Source organism: Pseudomonas sp. 5P_3.1_Bac2 (assembly GCF_025465995.1).
Classification (GTDB): domain Bacteria; phylum Pseudomonadota; class Gammaproteobacteria; order Pseudomonadales; family Pseudomonadaceae; genus Aquipseudomonas.
Genome location: NZ_JANLNY010000030.1, coordinates 41949 through 67669 on the forward strand (window position 1 = coordinate 41949; position 25721 = coordinate 67669).

Sequence of the window (25721 nt, forward strand, 5' to 3'; positions counted from 1 at the left end):
TAAAAAACCGGCCACTTGAGCCGGTTTTTTTATTGCACAGGGCTTAGCTTAGAACTTGTAGCCCAGGCCGACCATGTAGACCCATGGATCTACGTCTACGTCGACTTTAACTTTGTCGCCGCCGTAGTGGGTGGTGCCGGTGGTTTCAATATCGATGTAACGCAGCTGGGCGTTGATCATGATGTTGTCGGTGAGCATGTAGTCCATGCCCACTTGCGCGGCCAGGCCCCAGGAATCTTGCATATCCAAGCCGCTGAAGCCTTTGTTCTCGGCGCCGCTGCTGAGCTCAGTATCAAAGAACCAAGTGTAGTTAATGCCGGCGCCGACATAGGGTTGGAAGGCCGACTTGCCGTCCAGTGGGTAGTACACCACGCTCAGGGTTGGTGGCAGGTGTTTGATCTCACCCAGCTTGCCGTTAAGCCCTGCGAAAGCACCTGGCATGCCTTTCACGCCCACGTTATGGCTGAACGGAGTAGCTGCCAGCAGTTCGATACCAACGTGGTCGGTCAGCATATAAGCGAAGTTCAGGCCCAACTGAGTATCGCTGTCCAGCGTGGCTTTACTGCCACCGACTTTAGTGCCCAGAGCGCCGACCCAGATGTCTTCGCTGTTTTCGTGCGGATCAACGGTGACTGCGCCGGCGCGCACAATGATGTCGCCAGCCTGGTGGGCCTGAGCAAGTGGAGCGGTGATAGCCAAGGCCAATAAAGAGGCCGCGAAAAGTGTTGTGCGCATGTTGTGCTCCCGTAAAGCATCATTTCGAATTGTCTGAGGGAATTTTAATGCACTAACAAGCGTAGCTCTTGATCCAGCTCAATAAAGTTGCAAGCTATCTAATTAATTGAGCAGGCAGGACTATTCATCTTCGCGGCGATGTTTTAAGCGAGCTAAGCCCTGCGCTAGAGGGCTTAGTCGGGAGGGCTAAGTTAATTAACTAGCCGGCAGTTCGTAGGGATAGATTTTCTGCGCATCCAGTTGATAACCCGCATCGGCTAATTCACTGCTGCTTTGTTCCACTTTAACGGGGCCTTCAACCCAGAAGGGTTGATATAGCGCATCCATCATCACGCCCAGTTCGCTTTTGACATGAACGATTTGATTAGACGGTGGTGGCGGTACATGAATACAGGCGCCGAAGTAGGGCACCAATAAAAACTCGGTGACGCGACCTTCTTCGTTGACATCCAGCGGCACGATATAACCGGGCAGTTTGATCTGCTGGCCATTGAGTTCCGTGACCACCGGCGCGGCCGGCTCTTGCTGGCGCATGGCAGGGCCGGACTCGCTTAAGGCATCGGCGAGCTGCGACAGATCATGGATCGGCGCTGGCGCCACCACGGCTGGCGGCGCATTGGCCGGAATCAACTCTGACCAGCTCAGTTCACGCACAGGCTCAGCAGCCAGTAGGGGTAAGCACAGGCCGAGTAAACAACTGGCCAGCAGGAATGACTTCATCGGCGTTCTCATAGGCGAATTGACAGACCATCGGCCAGCGACTGGCGATAGGCGCGCCAGGCTGGGACGGCCCCCATCAGTAGCGCTGCCAGCACGATAGCGCCGAGCAGCTGCCACTCATAGGGACTAGGTAGTTGGAGTGGTAGATACAGGCCGTAGTTCGCTTGCACATAGCCTTGCGCAATGGCGATGGCGGCATACAGCAGCAACAAGCCTAAAGCCGCGCCAGCCACGGCCAATACCAAGGCTTCGGCAATCAGCAAACTGGCGATATGCCAAGGGCGGGCGCCGACCGAACGCAGAATCGCCATTTCACGGCGGCGCTCATTGAGGCTGGTGAGAATGGCGGTGAGCATGCCGATCAAACCGGTCAGTACGACAAACAACGACACCACGAACAGCGCCTGCTCGGCGGTGCCCATCAGGCTCCACAGTTCTTGCAGGGCGACACCGGGGAGAATCGCCAGCAGCGGCTCGCCACGGTACTCATTAATTTCCCGTTGCAGGCTAAAGGTGGCGATTTTGCTTTTAAGCCCGAGCAGCATGGCGGTGATTTGCTTGGGTTGCAGATCCATATGCCGCGCTTGTTCGGCACTGATCCGCGCCGCGCCTTGGGCTGGCATGCCGTTATGCCAGTCGATATGGATGGCTTCCATGCCGGCTAAGGAAATATGCAGCGTGCGATCCACCGGCGTGCCGGTGCGCTTGAGAATGCCGACCACCTTGAACGGCTTGTCGTCGTGCTTGACCAAACTGATGGTGGCTACGCCGTGGGCTAGGACCAACTCGCTACCAAGCTGGTAGTGCAGGGCCTCGGCCACTTCGGCGCCGAGCACCACTTCAAACGGATCATCGGCAAAGGCGCGCCCGGCACTCAGGCTCAGGCTTTGGTTGCGGCCATAGTGGTAATAGGTGAAGTAATCCTGATTAGTGCCCATGACCCGGTAGCCCTGGTGCGAGTCGCCCAAGGAAATCGGGATGGCCCATTTCACCTGTGGATGCTGGGCTAAATGCTCGAAGCTGTCCCAGCGGATATTGTTGGTGGCGTTGCCAATGCGAAACACCGAATACAACAGCAGGTTGACGCTGCCGGAGCGCGCGCCAACGATCAGATCGCTGCCGCTGATGGTATTGGCAAAGCTGGCGCGGGCCTCGGTGCGCACCCGCTCCACGGCCAGCAGCAGGCACACCGATAGGGCGATGGCGAACACCGTGAGCCAGGCGGTAAAGCGCCGGTTACCCAAGCTGGCCAGGGCCAGACGCAGCAGATACATAGTTAAATCTCCGGCGCGCGGCTGGCGCGGTTAAGTTCAGCCAGCGCCAGGCTGCGGTCAAACAGACCGGCCAAGCTCTGATCATGGCTGACAAACAACAGGCTGGCGCCGGCGGCCTGGCATTCGGCAAACAGCAACTGCAAAAAGGCCTCGCGGGCGTCGCTGTCCAGCGCCGAAGTCGGCTCGTCGGCAATCACCAGCTCAGGCTGACCGATCAAGGCGCGGGCGGCGGCGACGCGCTGTTGTTGGCCGATGGACAGATCACCCGCGCGGCGTTTAAGAAACTGTGGCTGATCCAAGCCCAAATGGCCCAGCAAACGCTGGCACGCGGCCCCCACGCTGCCATGGCGGGCGCTGGCGCGGCTGGCGCGCAGTTTGGAGAAATGACAGGGCAGCTCCACGTTCTCGCGGACCGAGAGAAACGGCAGCAGGTTGAACTGCTGGAAAATATAGCCGGTGTGGTCGACGCGAAAGCGGTCGCGGGCGCCGGCCGAGAGTTGGCTAAGGTCTTGGCCGAGCAGCTTGATGCTGCCGCGTTGCGGCTTTTGCACGCCGCCGAGCAGGCCGAGCAGGGTGGTTTTCCCGCTGCCGCTGGGGCCTTTGAGAAACAGGCTTTGCCCTGGTTCCAGGGTAAAGCTGGGGATATCCAACAACTCAGGCTGACCGGGCCAGGCAAAGCCCAGCTCAGCGAGATGGATCAGGGCTGTACTCATTCAGGTTTCGTCCAGGTAATACACTCGGCTGTGGAGCCGTATCGACGCAAGCAGGGCGCCCAAGCAGACGCCAGCGGCACAGTTAAAAGCTATTTAGCGCTTTGCGACAAGCCCCGCATGTTGATTGCGGGGCTCGTCTGGCTCGTTAAACATCGACGGCAAAACTATGGCCTAGAAACTTAAGGTTGGTTCAGCCGCGCTCAGTTGTTTGCCTTGCTGACCATTGGGACCAATTAATTGCACTTGGATTTTTTGCGTGGCCGGGAAGCGTTTAAACAGAGGTGCTAAATCCAGCTGTTTAAGTTGTTCAGGTTGTTTGCAGGTGAACCGATAGTTGGCCTGGATATCACTGTGTTCGTGCCCGCCATGTTCGCCCTTCGCCGCATGTTCATGCTCATGTTCATGCTCATGTTTGTGAGCATGGGCAGCATCGTTATCCTCTGCCGCGAACAAGGGGCTGTAGAGTTGCTGTTGGCTAACTTGGCAGTCGCCACCGTTCAAGCCAAACAGTTGCAGCGGTTGTTCCAACTGCTTATGGGTGGCGCTCAGGGTGGCCTGATCTTCGGCACTTTGCGCGGCGTGTTCAAAACCGAGCAAGTTCATCGCCGGGCTGTGCAGTTGCACTTCGAGGATCGGGCCATCCAAGGCCACATCCAATTGCGCGCTGCCGTGTTCATGGGCGCCGAGGCTGCCGTGTTCATGCTCGTGTTCGTGGGCGTAGCTCAGTAGCGGTAGCAAAGCGAAGGGCACAGCAAGCAACAATTGGCGCATGGGAATCTCCACGAGGTCCTGTTATTTGTTACGTTATAACAGCTTTTTAGCGGGCCAGACTAGCCCGCTTGGCGGTTGCCTCTGGGCATGGGAGCATGGCGGCCTTTATTGGAGGGAAATGCTGATGGTGGTGCGTGTGCGTGGGCAGATCGGCCAGTGGCCGGTGGATTTAAGCATCGAGTTGGATGCTGAGGACTGGCAGCAGCTCGCTGCCCATTTGCCCGGCGCGGTGCCGCCGGCCGCCGTGGCGCTGGCACCGAGCACGGCCGCGGCCCATGACGGTCTGTGGCAAACCACCTTGGATTTATTGCGCCAGGCGGGGAAGGTTGAGGGGCCGCAGTTGTTAAGCCAGTTATCGGCACTGGCCGGTGGCGAGGTGGCGGGCAAACGCTTATTAGTGCGCCTGCGCCATTGCAGCCAGGTGCGGGTAGAAACGGGCGCCGATGCGCCCGTCTATCACTGGCAGGGCTGACTCAGTACAGCGCCTGATACAGCTTGCGGCGGTAGGTGGTAACCAGCGGGTGATCGTTGCCCAGCAGGTCAAATACCTGCAGCAGGGTTTTATGTGGCAGTCCCTCGGCGTAGCTGCGGTTGCGCACAAACAGTTTGAGCAGCGCATCCAGCGCGGCCTCATAGTGCTGGCGCGCCAGTTGCTGAATCGCCAGTTGGTAGCAGGCTTCGTCGTCTTCGGCGTTTTGCGCCAAGCGGCTCTTCAGGCTGGCGCTGTCAGGGAGGTCCGCTGCTTGGCGCAGGAAAGTCAGCTGCGCACGGGCGCCGGCCAGCAGTTGTTTGTGCTCATCACCTTTAACCGCGCTAAGCACCGCTTCGGCCTCGTCCAGCTCGTTACGTTCCGCCAGGCAGCGGGCGTAGAGAATCAGCGCCAGGGGCTGTTCGTTATTCTCGGTGAGCAGCACCTTGAGCAGGGCTTCGGCATCGGCAAAGCGGCCTTCATTGAACAGGGCTTGCGCCGCCTCTAATGGATCAGCCGCTTCTGGTGCGGGCTCGGCGACGTGGGGCGCGAGCATTTCGCGAATCGCTGATTCCGCTTGCGCACCGGCAAAGCCATCGACCGGCTGACCGTCTTTGAACAGCACCACGGTGGGCAGGCTGCGAATACCAAAGCGGGCGACGATGTCTTGTTCGATGTCGCAGTTGACCTTGGCCAGCAGCAGCTCGCCGCGATACTCCTCGGTGATCTTGGCCAGCAGCGGCATCAGTGCTTTGCACGGTGCGCACCAGTCGGCCCAGAAATCCACCAGTACCGGCTTGTGGAAGGAGTTCTCGATGACCAACTGTTCAAAGCTGGCGCTGCCGTTGATGTCAAAAATATACGGGGTGTCGCTCATGGTCGGTCTCGGCTGGGCGAAGAATGCATGGAACTATAAATGCGGGCGCAACCCGGTGAAAACAAGAGCCGCAGTTTGTCCCCAGGAAAATGGCTGGGAGCGCTTAGGGCGATGCGGGGTCTCTGCTCGCGTGGTACAGGCTGACATGGCGAAACTCCGCAGGCTCAGCCAGATCGGGCCAGGTACAGGCTTGCAACACGGCTAAGCGCTGATACAGCGGATGATTAAAATCCCGCACCCGCGAATCGGCGACCAGCGCTTGCTGGCCCCGGCTTAAAAACTCACTGAGTAGCGGCAGGTTGGCGCGGTCGTAGAGCACGTCGGCGACGATGATCAGATCGAAGCGATCCGCCTCGGCAAAAAAATCAGCGCTGTAAGTAAGCTCAACTTGGTTCAGCTCGGCATTCGCTCGGCTGGCGGCCAGGGCCAGCGGATCAAGATCGCAGGCCACCACCTCTAAAGCGCCGGCTTTGGCCGCCGCAATCGCGGCAACCCCCGAGCCACTGCCGAAGTCCAGCACCCGCTTGCCTCGCACCCAATGCGGTTGCTCGGCCAGCCAGCGGGCCAGGACTAAACCGCTGGCCCAGCAGAAGCACCAATAGGGTGGCTCTTCGAGGATGCAGCGGGTTTCTTCGGGGCTGAACTCACGCTGCATGTTGTCCGCCGCAATCAGCCACAGCTGGATGTCCGTACCGGGCAGGGGCGTGGGCACCAGCTGCGCATCACCAAGCAGGGCATTCAGGGCTTGTTGCAGGACCACGGGCGCTGTCACGGCGCCGTCACCAAGTGCAGTACGCCGATGTTTTGACTGTCGGCATTGGCGATGGTCTTCGGCGTCAGACGCAGAATCAACTGGCCGGATTTATTCGCCCGTCCGTGCAGCTCGATACGCGGCTGTTTGGCGAAGCTTTCCGGGCTGAACGGCAGATGAAAGGTCAGCGGCTGACCGTTGCTGCGCAGCTTAAGATTGCCCAGCTCGGTGCGAGGACGGCCGCGTAAATCCACGCCGAGCAGGGCCAGTTCGACTTCCGCGCCGGCCGGTACATTGACCAGACTGCCGGTAATCTCATGCAGGTTGGCGGGCAGCACGTAGGTGTCAGCCACCGGCGCGGGGCTGCTGGCTACTGCTTCTGGTTCCGGGCTGTCGCTGGCGCAGGCGCCGAGCAAAGCCACAGCCGCCGCGAGGAGCAGGTGCGGCAGTGGGTTAAATCGATTGGTCACAGCAATGGCCTCCACAGGTTGCTTGGGCGCCTGTATACCGTAAAGGACGCGGCTTGTCTTGACTGGCGGATGCGCTACCATGAGGGCCTTTCGGCAACGGTCGGCTTTATTTATGCATTGTCCATTTTGTGCAGCCAACGACACCAAAGTGATCGACTCACGGTTGGTTGCCGAGGGCGATCAGGTGCGGCGCCGTCGTGAGTGTCTGGCCTGTGGTGAACGCTTCACTACCTTTGAAACCGCTGAACTGGTGATGCCCCGGCTGATTAAGCAAGACGGCAGCCGCCAACCCTTCGATGAAGACAAGCTGCGCGCTGGTATGCAGCGGGCCTTGGAAAAGCGCCCGGTGAGTATCGAGCGTCTGGAAGCCGCCATCGCCTATATCAAGAGTCAGCTGCGCGCCACGGGTGAGCGCGAGGTGAAGTCTTTGGTACTTGGCGAGCTGGTCATGACCGAGCTGCAAAAACTCGATGAAGTGGCCTATATCCGCTTCGCCTCGGTGTATAAACGCTTCCAAGATCTCAACGAATTCCGTGAAGAAATCGAACGTCTCTCGCGAGAGCCGAATCAAGGACGATGATGAGTTCAGACCAAGCTTATATGGCGCGTGCGTTGGAGTTGGCCCGTAAAGGCCTGTACTCCACCCATCCGAATCCCCGTGTTGGCTGTGTGATCGTACGTGACGGCACCATTGTCGGCGAAGGCTGGCATGCCCGCGCCGGCGAGCCCCATGCTGAGGTGCATGCCCTGCGCCAAGCCGGCGAGCGCGCTCGCGGTGCCACCGCTTACGTGACGCTGGAGCCGTGCAGTCATCATGGACGCACCGGGCCCTGTGCCGAGGCCTTGGTCGCGGCAGGCGTCAGCCGCGTTGTGGCGGCCATGCAGGACCCTAACCCGCAAGTGGCCGGCAACGGTTTGCTGCGCCTGATGAATGCCGGCATCGCCGTCAGCAGTGGCGTGCTGGAAGCCGAGGCGCGGCAGCTCAACGCTGGTTTTATCAAGCGCATGGAGCACGGCTTGCCCTTTGTGCGGGTCAAGCTGGCGATGAGCTTGGATGGCCGCACCGCCATGGCCAGCGGCGAAAGCCAGTGGATCACCGGCCCGGCGGCGCGTTCGGCCGTTCAGCGTTTGCGTGCCCAAGCCAGTGTGGTGCTGACTGGCGCGGACACGGTATTGGCTGACGATGCGCGCTTAACGGTGCGTGTCGACGAGTTGGCTTTGGGCGCGGAGCTGAGTGCGTTGGCGCAAACCCGGCCGCCGCTGCGCGTATTGGTCGACGGGCGTTTACGGGTGCCGCTCAGTGTGCCGTTCTTCCAGGCCGGCCCGGCGTTGGTCGCCACCTGCGCTGCCGCTTCGGCGCGTGATCGTTATCAGGGTGATGGCCATGAGCTGCTGGCTGTGCCGGGCAATAATGGCCATGTGGATCTGCGTAAGCTGATCCTGGAATTAGCCGCGCGCGGCGCCAATGAAGTGTTGGTCGAGGCCGGCCCGCGTTTGGCTGGTGCTTTTGCCCGCGCCGGTTTGGTTGATGAGTACCAATTGTTTGTCGCGCCCAAGCTGCTCGGCTCCAGCGCCAGGCCGTTACTCGATTTGCCCTTGGCGAAAATGGCCGAGGCGCCGGAGCTGAAAATCACCGACATACGTGCCGTTGGCGATGATTGGCGGATTACCGCAGTCCCGCTGCCGGGCGCAGAGTGACCAACGGTTAAACCTGTTGCCGGTAAACCGTGCAGCGCAGCACTGATTTGTGATAAAACGCGTCTCGGCCACTTAGGTGGTCGTAACGTTCTCAGGGCGGGGTGCAATTCCCCACCGGCGGTAATGGCACGCAAGGTGTCTAGCCCGCGAGCGCTTAGGCAGTCGGCAAGCTAACTTGTCAGACTAACTAAGGTCAGCAGACCCGGTGTGATTCCGGGGCCGACGGTTAAAGTCCGGATAAAGAGAGAGCGGGATTGCCTCTATCAGGCGCGCTCAGGCGTGCTGCGAAATCCCTATCGATCAAATGCGCCCTGTTTTTTTTAAACAGGAGTTGGTCTAGATGTCTGATTTTTTCTCTGCGTCCTGCACGCGTGGCTCTAGCAGCCAGCGTTCGGCTGTGGGCGCGACTCAGGGGGTGCTATGTTTACCGGCATAATCGAAGCCATTGGCAGTATCCGTGCGCTGAGCCCCAAAGGCGGCGACGTGCGTGTGTATGTGGCAACCGGCAAGCTCGATCTGGGCGATGTCAAACTGGGCGATAGCATTGCCGTTAACGGCGTCTGCCTGACCGCGGTAGAGCTGCCAGGTGATGGTTTTTGGGCCGATGTCAGCCGGGAAACCCTGGCCCGTACCGCCTTTATCGATCTGAAGGCCGGCAGCCCGGTTAACCTGGAAAAAGCCCTGACCCCCACCACTCGTTTGGGCGGCCATTTGGTCAGCGGTCATGTCGATGGTGTTGGTGAAGTGCTATCGCGGTCCGATAACGCCCGCGCCGTGCAATTCACCATCCGCGCGCCGCGCGACTTGGCCAAGTACATCGCACACAAAGGCTCGATCACTGTCGACGGTACCAGCCTGACGGTGAACGCGGTCAATGGCGCTGAGTTCGAGCTGACCATCGTGCCGCACACCCTCAGCGAGACCATCATGGCGGACTACCGCCCAGGACGGCAGGTCAACCTCGAGGTCGACTTGCTGGCGCGTTATCTGGAGCGTCTGCTGCTCGGCGATAAAGCCGCTGAGCCCAAGGCTTCGGGTTTGACTGAAAGTTTTCTGGCCGCTCACGGCTTTTTGCAGAAGTAAGGAATTTCCCGCATGTCCCTGAATAGCATTGAAGAGCTGGTTGAAGATATCCGCGCCGGCAAGATGGTCATCCTGATGGATGACGAAGATCGCGAAAACGAAGGCGACCTGATCGTCGCCTCGGAATGCATCACCCCGGAGCACATCAACTTCATGGCGCGCTTCGCCCGTGGCTTGATCTGCATGCCGATGACCCGTGAGCGTTGCGAAACCCTCAAGCTGCCACTGATGGCGCCGCGCAACGGCTCCGGTTTCGGCACCAAATTCACCGTGTCCATCGAAGCTGCTGTGGGCGTGACCACCGGTATTTCCGCGGCGGATCGTGCGCGCACCGTGGAAGCGGCAGCGGCGAAAAACGCCAAGGCCGATGACATCGTCAGCCCTGGCCACATCTTCCCGCTGATGGCCCAGCCAGGTGGCGTGCTGGCGCGTGCCGGGCACACTGAAGCGGCTTGCGATCTGGCCCGTCTGGGCGGTTTTGAGCCGAGCGGGGTGATCTGCGAAATCATGAACGACGACGGCACCATGGCCCGGCGTCCGGAGTTGGAAGTGTTCGCCGCTGAACACGGCATCAAGATCGGCACCATCGCCGACCTGATCCACTACCGTTTGATTCACGAGCGCACCGTGGAGCGCGCCAGTGAGCAGGTGCTGGATACCGAGCTGGGCCAGTTCAACCTGGTGACCTATCGTGATGCGGTGGAAGACACCGTGCACATGGCCCTGACGCTGGGTGAAATCGACGCCGAGCACCCGACTCTGGTGCGCGTGCATAACATGGACCCGCTGCGTGACCTGTTTATGGTCAACCTCGACGGGCGCTGGAGCATGCGTGCGGCGATGGCCGAAGTGGCCAAGGCCGGTAGCGGCGTGGTGTTGCTGCTGGGCAACTCGCTGACCGGTAATGAACTGATGACGGGCCTGCAACGTCAACTGGCGGGTGAAGTGAAGGCCGCCACGCCGACCACTTACAGCACCGTAGGTGCCGGTTCGCAGATTCTGCGCGACCTGGGCGTGCGTAAGATGCGTTTGATGAGTTCGCCGATGAAGTTCAACGCCTTGTCCGGTTTCGACCTGGAAGTTGTAGAATACTTGCCCTCTAACTAATTCCGCCGGCTGCCCCTGGCGGCTGGCTCTTTAACTTTGACGAGACGCGTTATGACCCTGAAGACCATTGAAGGTACTTTCATTGCCCCCAAGGGCCGCTTTGCCCTAGTTGTGGGCCGCTTCAACAGCTTCGTGGTGGAAAGCCTGGTAAGCGGCGCTGTTGACGCTCTGGTTCGCCACGGCGTGAGCGAAAGCGACATCACCATCATCCGTGCCCCGGGCGCGTTTGAGATTCCGCTGGTGGCACAGAAAGTTGCCCAGCGCAGCGAGTTCGACGCGATCATCGCCCTGGGCGCCGTGATCCGTGGCGGTACTCCGCACTTTGAATACGTTGCTGGCGAATGCACCAAGGGCCTGGCCCAGGTGTCCATGGAGTTCGGCGTACCGGTTGCATTCGGCGTACTGACTGTGGATTCCATCGAACAAGCCATCGAGCGTTCCGGCACCAAAGCTGGCAACAAAGGTGCTGAAGCGGCACTGTCGGCGCTGGAAATGGTCAGCCTGCTGGCACAGTTGGAGGCCAAGTGAGCCAGATCGAAAATGGGCAACAGCCCCAGGCACCGAAAGGTCCTAAGGCGCCCAGCGGTAAAACCCTAGCGCGCCGTCAGGCGCGCAGTCTGGCCATGCAAGCCCTGTATTCCTGGCACATGGCGGGTCAGGCGCTGAACGAAATCGAAGCGCAGTTCCGCGTCGATAACGATTTCAGCGCTGTCGACGGCAGCTACTTCCACGAAATTCTGCACGGCGTGCCGCGGCAGAAGGCCGAGATTGACGGCGCCTTTGAGTCGCTGCTGGATCGTCCGCTGGATGAAATCGATCCGGTGGAGTTGTCGATTCTGCGTCTGTCGACCTACGAACTGAAAAACCGCGTCGACATCCCGTACCGCGTGGTGATCAACGAAGGCATCGAGCTGGCCAAAGTATTCGGCGCCACCGACGGCCACAAGTTCGTCAACGGTGTGCTGGATAAGCTGGCGCCGCGTTTGCGCGCTGAAGAAGTTCGCGCTTACAAGCGCTGATCGGCTGCTTGCCTTGGGTGAGTTCGAGCTGATCCGTCACTACTTCGCCGCTGCGCCCTGTGCGCAGGCCGGCGGGGCGGTGGCTTTAGGTATTGGTGATGACTGCGCCTTGCTGAATATTCCAGCCGGGGAGCAGTTGGCCGTCTCCACCGATACCTTGGTAGCCGGTGTGCATTTCCCCCATGGGCCTGACCCTTTTTTATTGGGCCAACGTGGCCTCGCAGTGGCGGCCAGTGACCTGGCGGCCATGGCGGCAACACCTATTGGTTTTACCCTTGCCCTAACGTTGCCCGCTGCCGAGCCTGCTTGGCTGGCGGACTTCGCCCGTGGTTTAGAGCTGATGGCGCAGCACTGTGCACTGCGTTTGATCGGCGGCGACACCACCCGAGGCCCGTTAAGCCTGACGCTCACGGTGTTCGGTCATGTCCCCCAGGGCCAGGCGCTGACCCGCAGTGGCGCGCAAGTGGGCGACTTGCTCTGCGTCGGCGGGGAGCTGGGCGATGCGGCGGGGGCCTTGCCCTTAGTGCTCGCGGAGCAGGCGGTCACGGGCGCCGCGGCCGAGGCTTTGCTGGCGCGCTATTGGTCGCCCCAGCCGCAGCTCGAACTGGGCCTGGCCCTGCGCGGTAAGGCGACGGCGGCGCTGGATATCTCCGATGGTTTGCTCGCCGACTGCGGCCATATCGCCACCGCCTCGGGAGTGGCCTTGTACATTGAACAGGCGCGGGTGCCGTTATCCGCCGCACTGCGTCAAGTCGCTGGGGCTAATGCACTGAACTGCGCGCTGACCGGCGGCGATGACTATCGCCTCGCCTTCACCTTGCCGGCACCTTATCTGCCGCAGTTGCAGCAAGCCGGCTGGCCGCTGCAGGTGATCGGCCACGTACAGGCCGGCGCTGGCGTGCATCTGTTGGATCAGCAGGACCAAGCGGTGAGCATCGGCCATAGCGGCTATCAACATTTTGGATCAAGCAGTGACTAACCCGACTAAGCAAAGCTCGCCCACCTCCGTGCCGCCATCGGTGTGGAGCAATCCCTGGCATTTCATCGCCTTTGGCTTCGGCACTGGGACCATGCGCAAAGCGCCAGGCACCTGGGGCTCGCTGGCGGCGTTGCCGTTTATTCCGCTGCTGCAAATGTTGTCCGACTGGGGCTACTGGCTGGTGGTGGCGCTGAGCACGCTGTTCGGCTTTTGGCTGTGTGGCAAGGTGGCCCGCGATCTGCGCGTGCATGACCACGAGGGTATCGTCTGGGACGAAATCGTCGGCATGTGGATCACCCTATGGCTGGTGCCAGAGGGTTGGGTTTGGCTACTGGTCGGTTTTCTGGTGTTCCGCTTTTTCGACATTCTTAAGCCATGGCCGATCAGTTGGGTCGACCGCAATGTGCATGGCGGCGTCGGCATCATGCTCGATGACCTCCTTGCGGCCGTGTGCGCCTGGCTGACCATGCAGGCGCTGGTATGGGGCTGGGGCCATGGTGGGGCGGCGATCTTAGGCTTGGCCTAGGGCTTAATAACAATAACGGCGAGGCAGGTCATGCAAGCTCTCAAGCGGGTTCTGCTCATGCTCGGGGTGACTGCTGTGCTGCCGGTTTGGGCGGCCAGCAATGTGCAAGTGGTGGGGTTGTTTCCCGGCGCGGCGGTGCTCAATGTCGACGGTCAGCGCAAGCTGGTCAAGGTCGGCCAAAGTGGCCCCGGCGGTGTCCAAGTGGTGAGCGCCGACAGTCGTGGCGCAGTGTTGCGGGTCAATGGCGTCGAGCGCAGCTATGGCTTGAGCCGCGAGTACAGCGAAGGTTTTGCCGAGACGCAGAAAACCGGCCTGAGCGTGGCCAAAGGGCAGGGTGGGCATTACTGGGTCGCCGGCTCGATCAACGAGCAGATGGTGCACTTTATGGTCGATACCGGCGCCACGGCCATCGCCATGAATGAAGATCAGGCGCGGCGCTTGGGCTTGGATTACCGGGTCAGTGGCCAACCCATGCAGGTCAGCACCGCCAGCGGTGTAGCCCAGGGCTGGCGGGTGACGCTGGCGCAGGTCAAGGTCGGCGATATTGAGGTGCTGGGCGTGGATGCGGTGGTGGTGGCTGGCAGTTTTCCCAGTGAAACCTTACTCGGTATGAGTTTTCTAAATCGCGTGGGCTGGCGCGTCGAGCAAGACCGGCTGGTACTTGAAGCCAAGTATTAGGGCGAAAGCCTTAATAGCTGTTATCAACAATTCAGACTCAATGGCCGTCGGGGCCGCTGGTACAATGCCCGACCTTTAATGATCTGACTTTATATTTTAGGAGCACCCGGTGTCCGTCGTGTTTGTTGCTGCTTCCCAACTCCCCACGCCATTTGGTGTGTTCACCATGCATGGCTTCCTCGATGAGGAAACGGGTAAGGAGCACGTTGCTCTGACTTTCGGCGATATCGCCGATGGTGCGCCGGTGCTGGGCCGTTTGCATTCTGAGTGCTTAACCGGTGATGCACTGTTTAGCCTGCGCTGCGATTGCGGCTTTCAGCTTGAAGCGGCGCTGCGCGCCATCGCTGAAGAAGGTCGGGGCGTGTTGCTCTATCTGCGTCAGGAAGGCCGTGGCATTGGCCTGCTGAATAAAATCCGCGCTTACGAGCTGCAAGACGGCGGCGCCGATACCGTAGAAGCCAACGAGCGGCTGGGCTTTGCTGCGGATCTGCGCGACTACCGGATTTGCCTGCCGATGCTGGAGCACCTCGGTGTGTCGCAACTGAAGTTGATGACCAACAACCCACGCAAGGTCAAAGCCTTGACCGACATGGGCATTCAGGTGGCTGACCGGGTACCGCTGCAAAAGGGCCTGAACAGCTACAACGAGAAGTACCTGGCGACCAAAGCTGGCAAGCTGGGTCATATGCTCGGCAGCCTGCATCAGAACGAATCTGAGGGCAGTCTGTGAGTCGTTTAGTGCAACGTCGGCGTTTGGCTGGGCAGTGGTGGGGCTTGTTAGCGGTAAGTCTGGCGCCGCTGTTGATCAGTTTTGAACTCTTCAGCGCAGGGCGTCAGCCCGGCAGCTTGACCATGCCGCTGTTTATTCTCGCCCTGTTATCGCTGTTTCTTAGCCTGCGCGGCTTTAACGCCTATAAGCATGCACTGATCGCCTGCGAAAAAGCCTTGGGCACCCCAGAGGAAGACAGCGCCTGGCAGCAGCTGGGCCGTGTGCGGGCAAAATCGGCATTGATTGCGGCGCTACCGGCTTGGTTGGCGGCGGTCGCGGTATTCGCCGGCCTTGAGGCGGTACCGTTGATTCTGCTGGGCTGCGCCACCTTGCTGATGCTCTATCTGTATCGCATTCCGCGCCGTCTCGGCCGCGCCTGATGCAGAGCGGCGCGCTGACTTAGCTCGGCGCGCCGTAACTCTTGCTGACAAAGGCGGTTTCGACGAAGCCGCGGCGCTGGTTGACCACCAAGGTCAGGACAAAGAAGAAGTTGCACATTAGGTTGCATAGCCGCGGCAAAATCGCCGCTACCTGTTTCCCCTCTTGATCGACCCGCACCAAGGCGCGAATGGCCTTTTTGGCGTTGCTGCGCGCCTGATTAAGTTGCGGCACCGGTACGGCGCCACGGGGCAATACGAAGCGGTGCAGCCGCTCGCCCAACTCCGTGCAGTAATGCCTTAAACGGCCATTGAGCCATTGCAAATCCGCCTCCTCGATAGCCAAGCGCCCACGCACTGAGCCGTTGAGGTGAAAGGCCAGCGGCTGCAACTGTTCCAGGTCAGCGCGCAGGTCGCTGAACTCGTCGCCCAGATAGGCCAGCACGCCACCGATCTGCGCGCACAGCTCATCGGTGATCACCTCGAAGTCGCACAGACAGGAGCTTTCCTGAATAAACGGGTAGCAGACTTCATCCATATTCTTGCTGAGTTTTAACGGCATGGCTTCACTTCGGCACGATCAGAGGGGGCTGGTGATTGAGGTCGACGTGCACCTCCACGCCGAAGGCGGCGCGCAGGTTATCGGCGCTAAGCACGCTGGCCGGGCTGCCGAAAGCCAGCAGGCGGCCACCGGCGAGCAGGCACAGCTGATCGCAGTAGCGCGCGGCCAGGCTCAAGTCATGGATGGATAAAATCGTCGCCCGCTGCGCGTTGGCATGCTCACGCAGCAATTGCATGACCTTGCCTTGATGCAGCAGGTCGAGGCTGGCGATGGGCTCATCCGCCAGTACCACTTGCGGTTGCCCGGCCAAAACCCGGGCCAGCCAGACCCGCGCCTGTTCGCCACCGGAAAGCTGCGCCACCGGGCGCTGCCGCCATTGGCCGACGGCCGTTTGCTGCAGGGCGCTGTCGATTGCCGCCGCGTCTTCGTCGCCCCACGGCAGGCGGCCGAGGCTGACCACATCCTCGACCCGTAAATCCCAGGCGCTGTGCTGGGCTTGCGGCAGATAGCCAAGCTGTTGCGCGCGCTGGCGCGGTTTGAGCTGGCTGAGGGGCGCGCCTTGGTAATGGATCTGGCCACGGTAGTCCTGAATCCCGGCCAGGCATTGCAGCAGCGTCGATTTGCCGGCGCCGTTGGGGCCGATAATCCCCAGCATCTGCCCGGCGGCAAGGCTAAAACTCAGCGGCAGTAAACGGCCGGGCACGCTCAGTTGCTCAATCTGCATCAGCGCCATGGCTTACGCTCCTTACACACCAGCCAGATAAACAACGGCGCACCGAGTAGGGCGGTGAGCACCCCCAGATTCAGCTCGCGGCCCACCGGCAGCAAGCGCACGCCAATATCGGCCAAACACACCAAGGCGGCGCCGGCCAAGGCCGAGGGCAGCAGCAGGCGATCAGGGCGCTGACGGACCAAGGGGCGCAGTAAATGCGGCACCAGCAAACCCACGAACGCGATGCCGCCGGCCACCGCCACTGCCGCGCCGACCAGCAGGGCGCAGCCCAAGACAATCAAACGGCTGCTGCGCGGGTAATTCAGGCCCATGCTCTGCACCACCGCTTCACCCAAGCTCAAGCCGAGCAACAGGCGCCGTTGGCGGTAGATCAGGACAAAGCCCAGCAGCAACGCCGGGCCAATAATCAGCAGGTGATCCAGGCCGCGTTCAGCCACCGAGCCGAGCAGCCAGAACACCAGCTCCTGCATGGCGTAGGGATTGGGCGCGAAGTTCAGCACCGCGGCCAGCAGGGCGCCGCTTAAGGTACTGATCGCCAGCCCCGCCATCAGCACCATACCCGCGCCGTTGCGCCCGGCTAAGGCCAGCATCAACAGCAAGGCCAGCGCCGCACCGAGCAAGCCGGCCAAGGCCGGGGCCAAGGCGCCGGCCCAAGGCAGCAGGCCGAAATAAAACACTGACGCGGCGCCCAATGCCGCGCCTTGGCTGGCGCCGGTCAGGCCCGGATCGGCCAGCGGGTTACGCAGCAAACCTTGCAGTGCGGCGCCGGCCAAGCCTAAGGCGGCGCCGACGCAGAGGGCCAGTAAGGTGCGCGGCAGGCGAATTTCGCCGACGACAATGGCCGCCATGCTGCGCTCACCAGCCAGCCATTCGAGCAGGCCGCTGACGCCGCTAACGCTGCTGGAACCGAGGTTGAGCGAGAGCAGGGCGAGGGCGATGAGCAGCAGGCCCAGCAGCGGATTAATCAGTCGAGCCATTGTTGCAGTTGTCCTATCAGTTCCCAGGTCCAAGGGCCGGGGCATTGCCAGCGCCAGTAGTCGGTGCTGAGCCAATGCTCGGCGGGCACGGCGCGGTGCAGCGCGGGGTGTTCGGCGAATTGGTTGGCCAGGGCTTGATGTTCCGGCGCGGCCCAGAGAATGGCATCCGGCGGATCGCTGACCAACTGTTCGAGATCCAAACTCTGATAGCCCGGGCTTTGCAGATAATTACGCCAACCGGCGCGGCTCAGGATGGCATTTTCGAGGGTGTCAGTGCCGGTGCCGATACCGTTGGGGCCGAGCAGCAGCAAGCGTTTCTGGCTGAGCCGGGCATGCGCCGGCGGGATCTGACTGGCGCGCTCGGGCGGTAAGCCGAGTACGCGCAGGATCTGCCGTTCGTAGTCCTGCACTTGCTCCAGGGTTTGCGGCAGCGGTAGCACTTCGACTTTTATCCCCAGCTCGATTAGACGCTTGCGCAGCAAGCTCGCCGCGTATTGGCCCACCACCACTTGATCGGGCTTAAGTGCGTAGATCTGCTCCAGGCTGCCGTCGTGGGCCGGCCAGTTGTCACCAAGCCAAGCCACTGGATAACGCTGATGCAGCGGCGACAACGCGGCCACTTGCGCAGGCCTGGCGTAGTAAGCCAGCAGCCAGTCCATGCACAGGTCCAGCGATACCACGCGGCTGGGCGCCGCCTGGCTGAGCGGGCAAAGCAGGATGGCGATTAGCGCAAGCAACAGTCGCACAGTGGCTCCAGGCATAACGCCAGCCGTAGCTGGCGCGAGAAATAGGGCGGGCGGCGCAGGGTAGCGCAGCCCGCGAGGGCGTTACAGTTCAGGGCTCCAGGTCATGCCGAGCATGAACGACGACGGTGTTTCTTGGTAGCCGTGCTGCGTGCCGTTGTAGCTGTACAGCAAGCGGCTGTAGTCCTTGTCCAAGGCGTTGGCCCACTTCAGGTCGAAGGCCAGTTCCTTCGTGGCTTGCCAGCTGGTGCGCAGATCGACCACGCCATAGCCGCCGATCTTCGTGGTGTTGGCGGCATCGCCATAGCTGCTGCTCACTGCCGTGAAGCTGGCGCCAACGCCAAAGTCGCCAAACTGCCGGTCTACATCCAGGCTCAGGGTGCGGCGGGCACGGTTGGGCAGGGTGTGGCCGGTGCTGCGATCACGGGGATCGATGATGCTGATGCCGAGGTTGCTCTGCCAGCCGAAAAGCTCTTGTTTCAGGCTGGCTTCGAAGCCGTGGATGCGCGCCCGCGATACGTTAGCGGTGGTGCTCTCCCAGGTCAGCGGATCGCTGATCACGGCAATCAGGTTGCGGAAATCAGTGCGGTACAGCGAAGCCTCGAAGCTGGTGCTATCGCTGAGTTGGCTGCGCCATTGCAACTCGTAGCTCTTGGACTTTTCCGGCTGCAGGTTAGGGTTGCCCTGGTAGCCACTGTCGTAGGGCCAGTAGAGGTCGGCGAAGGTCGGCACGCGGAAGCCTTCGGCGTAAGACGCAATCACCTGGTTGCTGTCGTTCAGCGGCACGGTGAGGGCGGCGTTGAAGGTGTTTTCGCTGCCGAACTGCTCGTTGTCGTCGTGGCGCATGCCCAGTTCGGTGCTGAAGCTGTCACCCTGGAAGCTGTGCTGAGCGAACAGCGCGTGGTTGTCGCGGTCGTTCTGGGCGAAGTCGTTGCTGCTGCGTACTTTGTCGTTCAGGTACTCAGCGCCGGCGCGCAGGCTGTGGCCATTGCCCAAGGTCAGGGTGTTGAGCCAGGTAACGGTGTCGCGGTAGGTGTTATTCACCGTGCTGCCGGGGAACAGCTTATCGAAGTTCTCTTGCTTGTCTTCGCTGTGGCCCAGCTCGACGCGGCTGCTCCACAGGTCATTGATGCGCGCATCGAGATAGGCCGAGCTGCTGCTGACGCTGTATTCGTCGTAGGGCTTGGACGGGCTGCTGGTAAAGGTGCTGCTGTCCCAGCGACCGAAGGGGTTGTCGAATTCGGTTTTGCCGCGCTGATCGAGCAGGGACAAACCCACTTCGATGTCGTCGCTCAGTTGGTGGCTCAGGTTGGCGCTGATCGAGCGGTTGCGGTAGGCGTCGTGGTCGCGGTCCTCCGGGTAAGAGGTGCGGGTGCGGTCGAAACCTTGGGTGTCTTCCAGCGCTGCGGTGAGGTTAAAGCGGGTGCGTTCATCGCCCCCGGACAAGCCCAGGCTGCGCTCCCAGGTGCCGTCACTACCGCCGGCAATGCGCACGTAAGGGTTGAGGCCCTGGGCCTTGCCGCGCCGGGTAAACACTTGTACCACGCCGCCCATGGCGTCGGCGCCGTAGATGGCCGAGCGCGGCCCGCGCAGTACTTCGACCCGCTCGATTTGGTCGACGCTTAGGTACTGCAGGCTGGCGCCGCCGATGGTCGCTGAGCCCACACGTACGCCATCGATCAGCACCAGGCTTTGGGACGTGCTGGTGCCACGGATATACAGGCCATAGTTGGCGCCACGGCCGCCATAGTTAGCCACCTGTACGCCCGGCACATGGGTGAGTAATTCGAGCACGTTGCTTGGGCGCAGGCGTTCGATGTCGGCGCGGGTGAACACGCTGCTGGCGGTGGTGGATTCGCTGCGTTGTTGCACTTCACGGTTGCCGCTGATCAGCGCATCCGGCAACTGCAAGGCGTCATCGCGGCTGGCCGCGTGGGCTTGGAAGACACTGGGAGCTAGGGCGATGGCCCAAGCAAGACGAGACATTTTCATTATGATTATTCCTCAAAAGGTCGGAAGACTTTTGAGGAGGGCAGGGGCAAGAACGGGGTGCGGGCAGACGCAACCTGAGCTTGACGGTGATGCCCTCCGCAACACCTGTCACATCCACTAAGGCCGGTCTCCGGACTCTCGACTTGATCACTTCGCCTTCCCAGAATTAACCAGTGGCCAATGAAGTGACGGGCAGATGCGGTGCATCTGCGTCGATTACCGTTGCGGGGGCAGTGCCGGGATTGCTCGTTTTGAGCGCACCGGCTTCCCGTTTAACGCCTGCTGTTGCACAGCTCGGCGCACCTTTACGGAAGTAAAACGCCGCGCACCTTAATGCGCGGTACAGCCAATTACAAGCCAGCGTAGTGGCATTTACCCCAGACGCTGCTTTTAGTCGCGGCTCAGCAGGGCTAAACGAGCGTTGACCGCGCGGGCGATGCCGGCGCCGTCCAGACCGCACTCGGCGAGCATCTGCGTCGGCTGCGCGTGTTCCACGTAATAGTCGGGCAGGCCCAGGTGCAGCACGGGTTTGACTATGCCGTCTTGGGCCAGGAACTCGCTCACCGCACTGCCGGCGCCGCCCATGATGCTGTTCTCTTCGATGGTCACCAGCAGCTCATGACTGGCCGCCAGCTCACGCAGCAGTTGCTCATCCAGGGGCTTCACAAAGCGCATGTCGACCACTGTGGCGTTGAGCGCTTCGGCCACGTGCAGGGCTTCAGTCAGTTGCACACCGAACACCAGCAAGGCGACTTTTGCACCTTGACGACGGACCACGCCTTTACCGATTTCGAGGGGTTTAAGCTCGCTATCAATCGGTGCATTAGGCCCGCTGCCCCGTGGGTAACGTACCGCCGCCGGGCCTTGGAACTGGTAGCCGGTGGTGAGCATGGCGCGCAGCTCGTTCTCATCGCTGGGGGTCATGATGAGCATGCCAGGGATGCAGCGCAGGTACGACAGATCAAAGCTGCCGGCGTGGGTCGGACCGTCTTCGCCGACTAGACCGGCGCGGTCGATGGCAAACAGCACGTCGAGGTTTTGCACGGCGACGTCATGCACCAGTTGGTCGTAGCCACGCTGCAAGAAGGTCGAGTAGATCGCCACCACCGGTTTGGCGCCTTCGCAAGCGATGCCGGCAGCCAAAGTCACGGCATGCTGTTCAGCAATGGCCACGTCGAAATAACGCTCGGGATAACGCTCGCTAAAGGCGACCAGATCCGAGCCTTCTTTCATCGCCGGAGTGATGCCGACCAAGCGCTTATCGGCCGCGGCCATGTCGCACAGCCACTGACCAAACACGGCCGAGTACTTCGGCCCGCTGCTGGCTTTCGGCGCGCTGTTAGCGGGCTTTTGCACCGGCTCAAGTTTAGTGATGGCGTGGTAGCCAATCGGGTCGGCTTCGGCGGGGGAGAAGCCTTTGCCTTTTTTCGTCACCACGTGCAAAAACTGCGGGCCTTCCAGGTCGCGCATGTTGCGCAGGGTGGCCAGCAGGGTCGGCAGGTCGTGGCCGTCGATCGGGCCGATATAGTTCCAGCCCAACTCTTCAAACAGGGTGCCGGGCAACAACATGCCCTTGCCGTATTCCTCGGTTTTACGGGCGATCTCCCAGGCGCCGGGCAGGCGCGAAAGAATCTTTTTGCTGCCCTCGCGCATGCTGGCGTAGGTCCGGCTAGAGAGAATCTTGGCCAGGTAGCTGGACAGCCCGCCGACGTTCTTGGAGATCGACATGTCGTTGTCGTTGAGCACCACCAGCATATTGGCGCCAACTTCCGGAGCGTGGTTGAGGGCTTCGAAGGCCATGCCCGCAGTCATCGCACCGTCGCCAATCACCGCCACGGCCTTGCGCTTGCTGCCTTGCAGGCGGGCGCCGATGGCCATGCCCAAGGCGGCACTGATGCTGGTGCTGGAGTGGCCCACGCCAAAGGTGTCGTAGGGGCTTTCGCTGCGCCGAGGGAAGGCGGCGATGCCGTCTTTCTGACGCAGGGTCGCCATCTCCTCCCGGCGGCCGGTGAGGATCTTATGCGGATAGGCTTGATGGCCGACATCCCACACCAGGCGGTCGTCGGGGGTGTCGAAGACGTAATGCAGGGCGATGGTCAGCTCAATCACGCCTAAGCCTGCACCAAAGTGGCCGCCAGTTTGGCCCACGGTGTACAGCAGGTATTCGCGCAGCTCGTCAGCCAAGGTCTCCAGTTCGGACTCAGCCAAACGGCGTAGCTCATCCGGGGTCTTAGCACGGTCTAGCAGGGGCGTCAGCGGGCGCTCACGGGGAATCGCGTGGAAGGTCGTCGGCATCAGGCGGATCATTATTAATTCATTAAGACCGCTGAGTTTACCCGAAGCGTTGGAAACTGCCCAAACATGCCGCCGTTTACCCCGATATTTTGTGGATATTCGGCGCCGCCGCTGACCAGCGGCGCCATGGCCCTTACCAACTATCCACCGGATGCTTTTTGCCAGTACGCGGCGGCGCCTTGGGCACCGCTTGCAAACCGCGTAGCAGCCAGGCGCGGGTGTCGGCGGGATCGATCACCGCATCAATCTCCAGGAAGCTGGCCATATTGATGCCTTTGCCGTTGTCATAGGCCTTGGCCACCAGCTTATTGAACAGCTGCTGACGTTCGCTGAGGTCCGCGACAGCTGCCAGCTCCTTGGCGAAGCCCAAGCGCACCGCCCCCTCTAAACCCATGGCACCAAACTCGGCGCTGGGCCAGGCGATGGTGAACAGTGGCGAATGGAAATTGCCGGCGGCCATGGCCTGAGCGCCGAGGCCGTAACCCTTGCGCAGGACCACCGTGAAGAACGGCACGCTGAGGCTGGCAGCGGCGACAAACATGCGCGAGACATGGCGCACCGTGGCTTGTTTTTCCGCTTCGGGGCCGACCATAAAACCGGGGGTGTCGCACAGCGACAGCAGGGGGATATCGAAGGCATCGCAGAGCTGCATAAAGCGCGCGGCTTTATCGCCGGCCACGGCATCAATCGCGCCACCCAAGTGCGCTGGGTTGTTGGCCAGCAGGCCAAAGGCTTTGCCTTCGATACGGATAAACGCGGTGATCAGCCCTGGCGCAAACTGGCGCCGCAGCTCCAGCACCGAGCCGCTATCGGCCAGGCTGTGGATAACCTGGCGGATGTCATACACCCGCAGGCGGTTTTCCGGGATCAGCTGGCGCAGCTCGCGCTGATCGGCGCACTGCCAATCCTCCAGGTCGCCCTGGAAATAGCTCAGGTACTGCTTGGCCACTTGCACGGCGTCGGCCTCATCGCTGACCAACACATCGATAACGCCGTTAGGCCCTTGCACGCTGACCGGGCCGACTTGTTCCGGTGTGAAGCTGCCCAGACCGCCACCTTCGATCATCGCCGGGCCCGCCATGCCGATGCTGGCATTGGCGGTGGCGATAATCACATCGCAGCAACCGAGCAGGGCCGCGTTACCGGCAAAGCAGCGCCCGGAGACCACGCCCACCAGCGGCACCAAGCCGGACAGCTTGGCCATGGTGGCAAAGGTGTGGCAGTCCAACCCGGCCACGCCGACCCAGTCGGTATCGCCAGGGCGACCGCCACCGCCTTCGGCAAACAGCACCACGGGCAGGCGCCACTGCTGAGCGAGGCCGAGCATGCGGTCGGTCTTCTTATGGTTCATTACCCCTTGGGTGCCGGCGAATACCGTGTAGTCGTAAGCCAGGGCCAGGCAGCGCGCGGCTTCAGGGCCGAACAGCTGGGCATTGACCGTGCCGGTGCCGGCCAGCAAACCATCGGCCGGGCTCTGCTCGATCAGTTCTTGCAGCGGCCTGCGGCGGCGCTGGGCGGCAATGGCCAGGGCGCCGTATTCATTAAAACTGTCGGCATCGAGCAGATCCGCGAGGTTTTCCCTGGCGGTGCGCTGACCGCTTTTGCGCCGCTTGGCCACGGCCTCGGGACGGCGTTCGTCGCGGGTCAGGGCGTGACGTTCGAGCACTTCGGCCAGGTCGGCCCGGATATGTGCAAGGTCGCGGCTTTGTTCATCGGCACTGTGCGCGGCCTGTACTTCAGCCGGCTCGATAAACAGCAGTGGCTGACCTTCGCCCAGGCTGCTGCCGGGCTGCGCCAAGACCTGGCGGACGATACCGCTATGGCTGGCCTTGACCACAAACTCCATCTTCATGGCTTCCAGCACCGCGATGCTTTGCCCCACGGCGACGGCATCGCCAGCGCTGACCTCGAGGCTGACGACTACACCGGTACTGGGCGTTGTCAGCGCCACATAACCTTCGGGGATTGCGCTATCGGCCGCTTCGACTTGCGGTGTGGCAGGGAGCGCGATATAGCGACAGGGGTGAGCTTCAGCGGGGCTGTTCAGCAAGTGCGGCAACTGACTTTCCACATAGCGGGTGTGGACGCTGTAGTGCTGCACCTCGGGTAAGCGCAGCAAATTTTGCAGCAGGCTGAGGTTGCTGCTGACGCCTTCCAAGGCGAATTCGCCGAGCGCCCGGTAAGCGCGGTTGAGCGCGCTGGGGTAGTCCGCGCCATGGGCGATCAGCTTGGCCAGCAGCGAGTCGTAACTGGGGCTGACGCGATACCCCGCATAGCCATAGCCATCCACGCGCAGGCCAGGTCCGCTGGGCGGTTGGTAGGCGCTTAGGGTGCCAATGGCCGGGCGGGTGCTGCCGTCGGCGGCCATGCTTTCCAGGTTGATGCGCACCTGCACGGCGCAGCCGTTAAGGGTCACCGGCTGGGCTAAACCTAGGTCTGACAGGCTTAAGCCGGCTGCCAGTTTTAGTTGGGTTTGCACGAGGTCGACGCCCGTCACTTGTTCGGTGACGGTGTGCTCCACCTGAATCCGTGGGTTGGCCTCCATAAAGTAAAAGCGTTCGGCATGGGTGCCATCGAGCAAAAACTCGAAGGTGCCCACGCCTTGATAGTGGGCCGCTTGGGCCAGGCGCAAGGCGGCCGCGATCATGCGCTCGCGGGTGGCGTTGGGCAGGTCCGGGCTGGGGGCGATTTCCACCAGTTTTTGCTGGCGCCGCTGCAGGCTGCAATCACGCTCCCACAGATGACTGACGTTGCCGGCGGCATCCCCCAGCACCTGAATTTCGATATGCCGCGCGTGGCTGACCAATTGTTCGATATACAGGGCGTCACTGCCGAAGGCGGCGCGCGCTTCCGACTGGCAACGGGCGAAGGCTTCGGGCAACTCTGCAGCGCTCTGTACCGCGCGCATGCCGCGCCCGCCACCACCGGCCAGGGCCTTGAGCATGACCGCGCCATGTTCGGCGCAAAAGGCTTGGGCCTGCTCGAGGCTGATCGCCTGATTAAGCCCTGAGACCAGTGGCACATCCCATTGTTCGGCCAGTTGCCGGGCACGCGCCTTGTCGCCAAACAGGCGCAGCGTGTCGGCGGCGGGGCCGATAAAACGCAGGCCAGCAGCCGTACAGCGTTGGGCAAACTCGGCGTTCTCGGCGAGAAAACCATAACCGGGATGGATCGCCGTGCAGCCTTCTTTAAGGGCGATATCGATCAGTTGCGCGATATCCAGATAGGCCGGCACGCCGCTCCCGTTTAAGGCCACCGCTTTATCGGCGCTGCGCACATGCAAGCTGGCGCTGTCGTCCTCGGCATACACCGCCACGCTGCGGATGCCCAAGTCAGCGGCAGCGCGGGCAATACGGATGGCGATTTCGCCACGGTTGGCAATCAACAAGCCGGCAAACAAAGC

Annotated in this window: 27 protein-coding genes and 2 riboswitches; of the genes, 12 read left to right on the forward strand and 15 right to left on the reverse strand. The window is 61.5% G+C overall.

Annotation, left to right across the window (positions count from 1 at the left end; genetic code table 11):
- Positions 1-48: 48 nt before the first annotated feature.
- From NTD81_RS19600 to NTD81_RS19620, 5 genes are all read right to left on the reverse strand, one after another.
- Positions 49-735, reverse strand: coding sequence for an OmpW/AlkL family protein (locus NTD81_RS19600; RefSeq protein WP_262184421.1), 687 nt, complete (start codon positions 733-735; stop codon positions 49-51).
- Positions 736-930: 195 nt separating this feature from the next.
- A complete protein-coding gene (locus tag NTD81_RS19605; protein WP_262184422.1) occupies positions 931-1455 on the reverse strand; it encodes a DUF3299 domain-containing protein in 525 nt (174 codons plus the stop codon).
- A gap of 8 nt (positions 1456-1463) precedes the next feature.
- On the reverse strand, positions 1464-2729 hold the full coding sequence (locus tag NTD81_RS19610) for an ABC transporter permease (protein ID WP_262184423.1): 1266 nt from the start codon (positions 2727-2729) through the stop codon (positions 1464-1466).
- Positions 2730-2731: 2 nt separating this feature from the next.
- Positions 2732-3442 carry an ABC transporter ATP-binding protein gene (locus tag NTD81_RS19615; protein ID WP_262184424.1) on the reverse strand — a complete coding sequence of 237 codons (711 nt, stop codon included), beginning with the start codon at positions 3440-3442 and terminating at the stop codon, positions 2732-2734.
- 171 nt (positions 3443-3613) lie between these two features.
- Entirely contained in the window at positions 3614-4213 is a 600-nt protein-coding gene (locus NTD81_RS19620; RefSeq protein WP_262184425.1) for a DUF2796 domain-containing protein, read from the reverse strand.
- Between the two features lie 127 nt (positions 4214-4340).
- Here NTD81_RS19620 and NTD81_RS19625 point away from each other — a divergent pair, with 127 nt between their 5' ends.
- Complete coding sequence (locus NTD81_RS19625; RefSeq protein WP_262184767.1) at positions 4341-4685, forward strand: hypothetical protein; 345 nt, start codon at positions 4341-4343, stop codon at positions 4683-4685.
- 1 nt (position 4686) lies between these two features.
- On the opposite strand, the gene trxA is transcribed toward NTD81_RS19625, so the two are convergent.
- The 3 genes from trxA to NTD81_RS19640 form a co-directional block, all read right to left on the reverse strand.
- The gene (gene trxA, locus NTD81_RS19630; protein WP_262184426.1) at positions 4687-5559 is read right to left on the reverse strand and encodes a thioredoxin; all 873 of its coding nucleotides are present in this window, start codon (positions 5557-5559) and stop codon (positions 4687-4689) included.
- A 103-nt stretch (positions 5560-5662) separates the two neighbouring features.
- A complete protein-coding gene (locus NTD81_RS19635; protein ID WP_262184427.1) occupies positions 5663-6331 on the reverse strand; it encodes a class I SAM-dependent methyltransferase in 669 nt (222 codons plus the stop codon).
- Positions 6328-6780, reverse strand: a complete 453-nt coding sequence (locus tag NTD81_RS19640; protein ID WP_262184428.1) for a YbaY family lipoprotein — start codon at positions 6778-6780, stop codon at positions 6328-6330. The genes NTD81_RS19635 and NTD81_RS19640 overlap by 4 nt, the downstream gene beginning before the upstream one ends.
- Before the next feature lie 112 nt (positions 6781-6892).
- On the opposite strand from NTD81_RS19640, the gene nrdR reads away from it, so the two are divergent.
- The 11 genes from nrdR to NTD81_RS19695 all read left to right on the forward strand — a co-directional run bounded on the left by nrdR (position 6893) and on the right by NTD81_RS19695 (position 15019).
- Entirely contained in the window at positions 6893-7360 is a 468-nt protein-coding gene (gene nrdR / locus NTD81_RS19645; RefSeq protein WP_262184429.1) for a transcriptional regulator NrdR, read from the forward strand.
- Positions 7357-8478, forward strand: coding sequence for a bifunctional diaminohydroxyphosphoribosylaminopyrimidine deaminase/5-amino-6-(5-phosphoribosylamino)uracil reductase RibD (gene ribD, locus NTD81_RS19650; protein WP_262184430.1), 1122 nt, complete (start codon positions 7357-7359; stop codon positions 8476-8478). The genes nrdR and ribD overlap by 4 nt, the downstream gene beginning before the upstream one ends.
- An 83-nt stretch (positions 8479-8561) precedes the next feature.
- Positions 8562-8732, forward strand: a riboswitch (FMN riboswitch).
- 166 nt (positions 8733-8898) lie between these two features.
- The gene (locus NTD81_RS19655) at positions 8899-9561 is read left to right on the forward strand and encodes a riboflavin synthase (RefSeq protein WP_262184431.1); all 663 of its coding nucleotides are present in this window, start codon (positions 8899-8901) and stop codon (positions 9559-9561) included.
- A gap of 12 nt (positions 9562-9573) precedes the next feature.
- Positions 9574-10668, forward strand: a complete 1095-nt coding sequence (gene ribBA / locus NTD81_RS19660) for a bifunctional 3,4-dihydroxy-2-butanone-4-phosphate synthase/GTP cyclohydrolase II (RefSeq protein ID WP_262184432.1) — start codon at positions 9574-9576, stop codon at positions 10666-10668.
- Between the two features lie 51 nt (positions 10669-10719).
- On the forward strand, positions 10720-11196 hold the full coding sequence (gene ribE / locus NTD81_RS19665; protein ID WP_213641459.1) for a 6,7-dimethyl-8-ribityllumazine synthase: 477 nt from the start codon (positions 10720-10722) through the stop codon (positions 11194-11196).
- Positions 11193-11687, forward strand: coding sequence for a transcription antitermination factor NusB (nusB, locus tag NTD81_RS19670; RefSeq protein WP_410017186.1), 495 nt, complete (start codon positions 11193-11195; stop codon positions 11685-11687). The genes ribE and nusB overlap by 4 nt, the downstream gene beginning before the upstream one ends.
- A gap of 13 nt (positions 11688-11700) precedes the next feature.
- Positions 11701-12666, forward strand: a complete 966-nt coding sequence (thiL, locus tag NTD81_RS19675) for a thiamine-phosphate kinase (protein WP_262184433.1) — start codon at positions 11701-11703, stop codon at positions 12664-12666.
- Positions 12659-13192: a phosphatidylglycerophosphatase A gene (locus tag NTD81_RS19680; protein ID WP_262184434.1), complete on the forward strand. Its 534-nt coding sequence runs from the start codon at positions 12659-12661 to the stop codon at positions 13190-13192. The genes thiL and NTD81_RS19680 overlap by 8 nt, the downstream gene beginning before the upstream one ends.
- A 30-nt stretch (positions 13193-13222) precedes the next feature.
- Positions 13223-13870 carry a TIGR02281 family clan AA aspartic protease gene (locus NTD81_RS19685; protein WP_410017187.1) on the forward strand — a complete coding sequence of 216 codons (648 nt, stop codon included), beginning with the start codon at positions 13223-13225 and terminating at the stop codon, positions 13868-13870.
- A gap of 109 nt (positions 13871-13979) precedes the next feature.
- The gene (gene ribA, locus NTD81_RS19690; protein WP_262184435.1) at positions 13980-14600 is read left to right on the forward strand and encodes a GTP cyclohydrolase II; all 621 of its coding nucleotides are present in this window, start codon (positions 13980-13982) and stop codon (positions 14598-14600) included.
- The gene (locus tag NTD81_RS19695; protein WP_262184436.1) at positions 14597-15019 is read left to right on the forward strand and encodes an MFS transporter; all 423 of its coding nucleotides are present in this window, start codon (positions 14597-14599) and stop codon (positions 15017-15019) included. The genes ribA and NTD81_RS19695 overlap by 4 nt, the downstream gene beginning before the upstream one ends.
- Positions 15020-15038: 19 nt before the next feature.
- On the opposite strand, the gene NTD81_RS19700 is transcribed toward NTD81_RS19695, so the two are convergent.
- The 7 genes from NTD81_RS19700 to NTD81_RS19730 form a co-directional block, all read right to left on the reverse strand.
- The gene (locus NTD81_RS19700) at positions 15039-15578 is read right to left on the reverse strand and encodes an ATP:cob(I)alamin adenosyltransferase (protein WP_262184437.1); all 540 of its coding nucleotides are present in this window, start codon (positions 15576-15578) and stop codon (positions 15039-15041) included.
- Positions 15579-15582: 4 nt separating this feature from the next.
- On the reverse strand, positions 15583-16311 hold the full coding sequence (locus tag NTD81_RS19705) for an ABC transporter ATP-binding protein (protein ID WP_262184438.1): 729 nt from the start codon (positions 16309-16311) through the stop codon (positions 15583-15585).
- Positions 16302-17288 carry a FecCD family ABC transporter permease gene (locus NTD81_RS19710; RefSeq protein WP_262184439.1) on the reverse strand — a complete coding sequence of 329 codons (987 nt, stop codon included), beginning with the start codon at positions 17286-17288 and terminating at the stop codon, positions 16302-16304. Before NTD81_RS19710 ends, NTD81_RS19705 begins: the two co-directional genes overlap by 10 nt.
- The gene (locus NTD81_RS19715; RefSeq protein ID WP_262184440.1) at positions 17276-18034 is read right to left on the reverse strand and encodes an ABC transporter substrate-binding protein; all 759 of its coding nucleotides are present in this window, start codon (positions 18032-18034) and stop codon (positions 17276-17278) included. The genes NTD81_RS19710 and NTD81_RS19715 overlap by 13 nt, the downstream gene beginning before the upstream one ends.
- An 81-nt stretch (positions 18035-18115) precedes the next feature.
- Positions 18116-20023: a TonB-dependent receptor domain-containing protein gene (locus tag NTD81_RS19720; protein WP_262184441.1), complete on the reverse strand. Its 1908-nt coding sequence runs from the start codon at positions 20021-20023 to the stop codon at positions 18116-18118.
- Between the two features lie 103 nt (positions 20024-20126).
- A riboswitch (cobalamin riboswitch) is annotated at positions 20127-20345 on the reverse strand.
- A 68-nt stretch (positions 20346-20413) separates the two neighbouring features.
- Positions 20414-22318 (reverse strand): 1-deoxy-D-xylulose-5-phosphate synthase, encoded by a 1905-nt coding sequence (gene dxs, locus NTD81_RS19725; RefSeq protein WP_262184770.1) that lies wholly within the window; start codon positions 22316-22318, stop codon positions 20414-20416.
- Positions 22319-22451: 133 nt separating this feature from the next.
- The gene (locus NTD81_RS19730) at positions 22452-25718 is read right to left on the reverse strand and encodes a carboxyl transferase domain-containing protein (RefSeq protein WP_410017195.1); all 3267 of its coding nucleotides are present in this window, start codon (positions 25716-25718) and stop codon (positions 22452-22454) included.
- Positions 25719-25721: the final 3 nt, after the last annotated feature.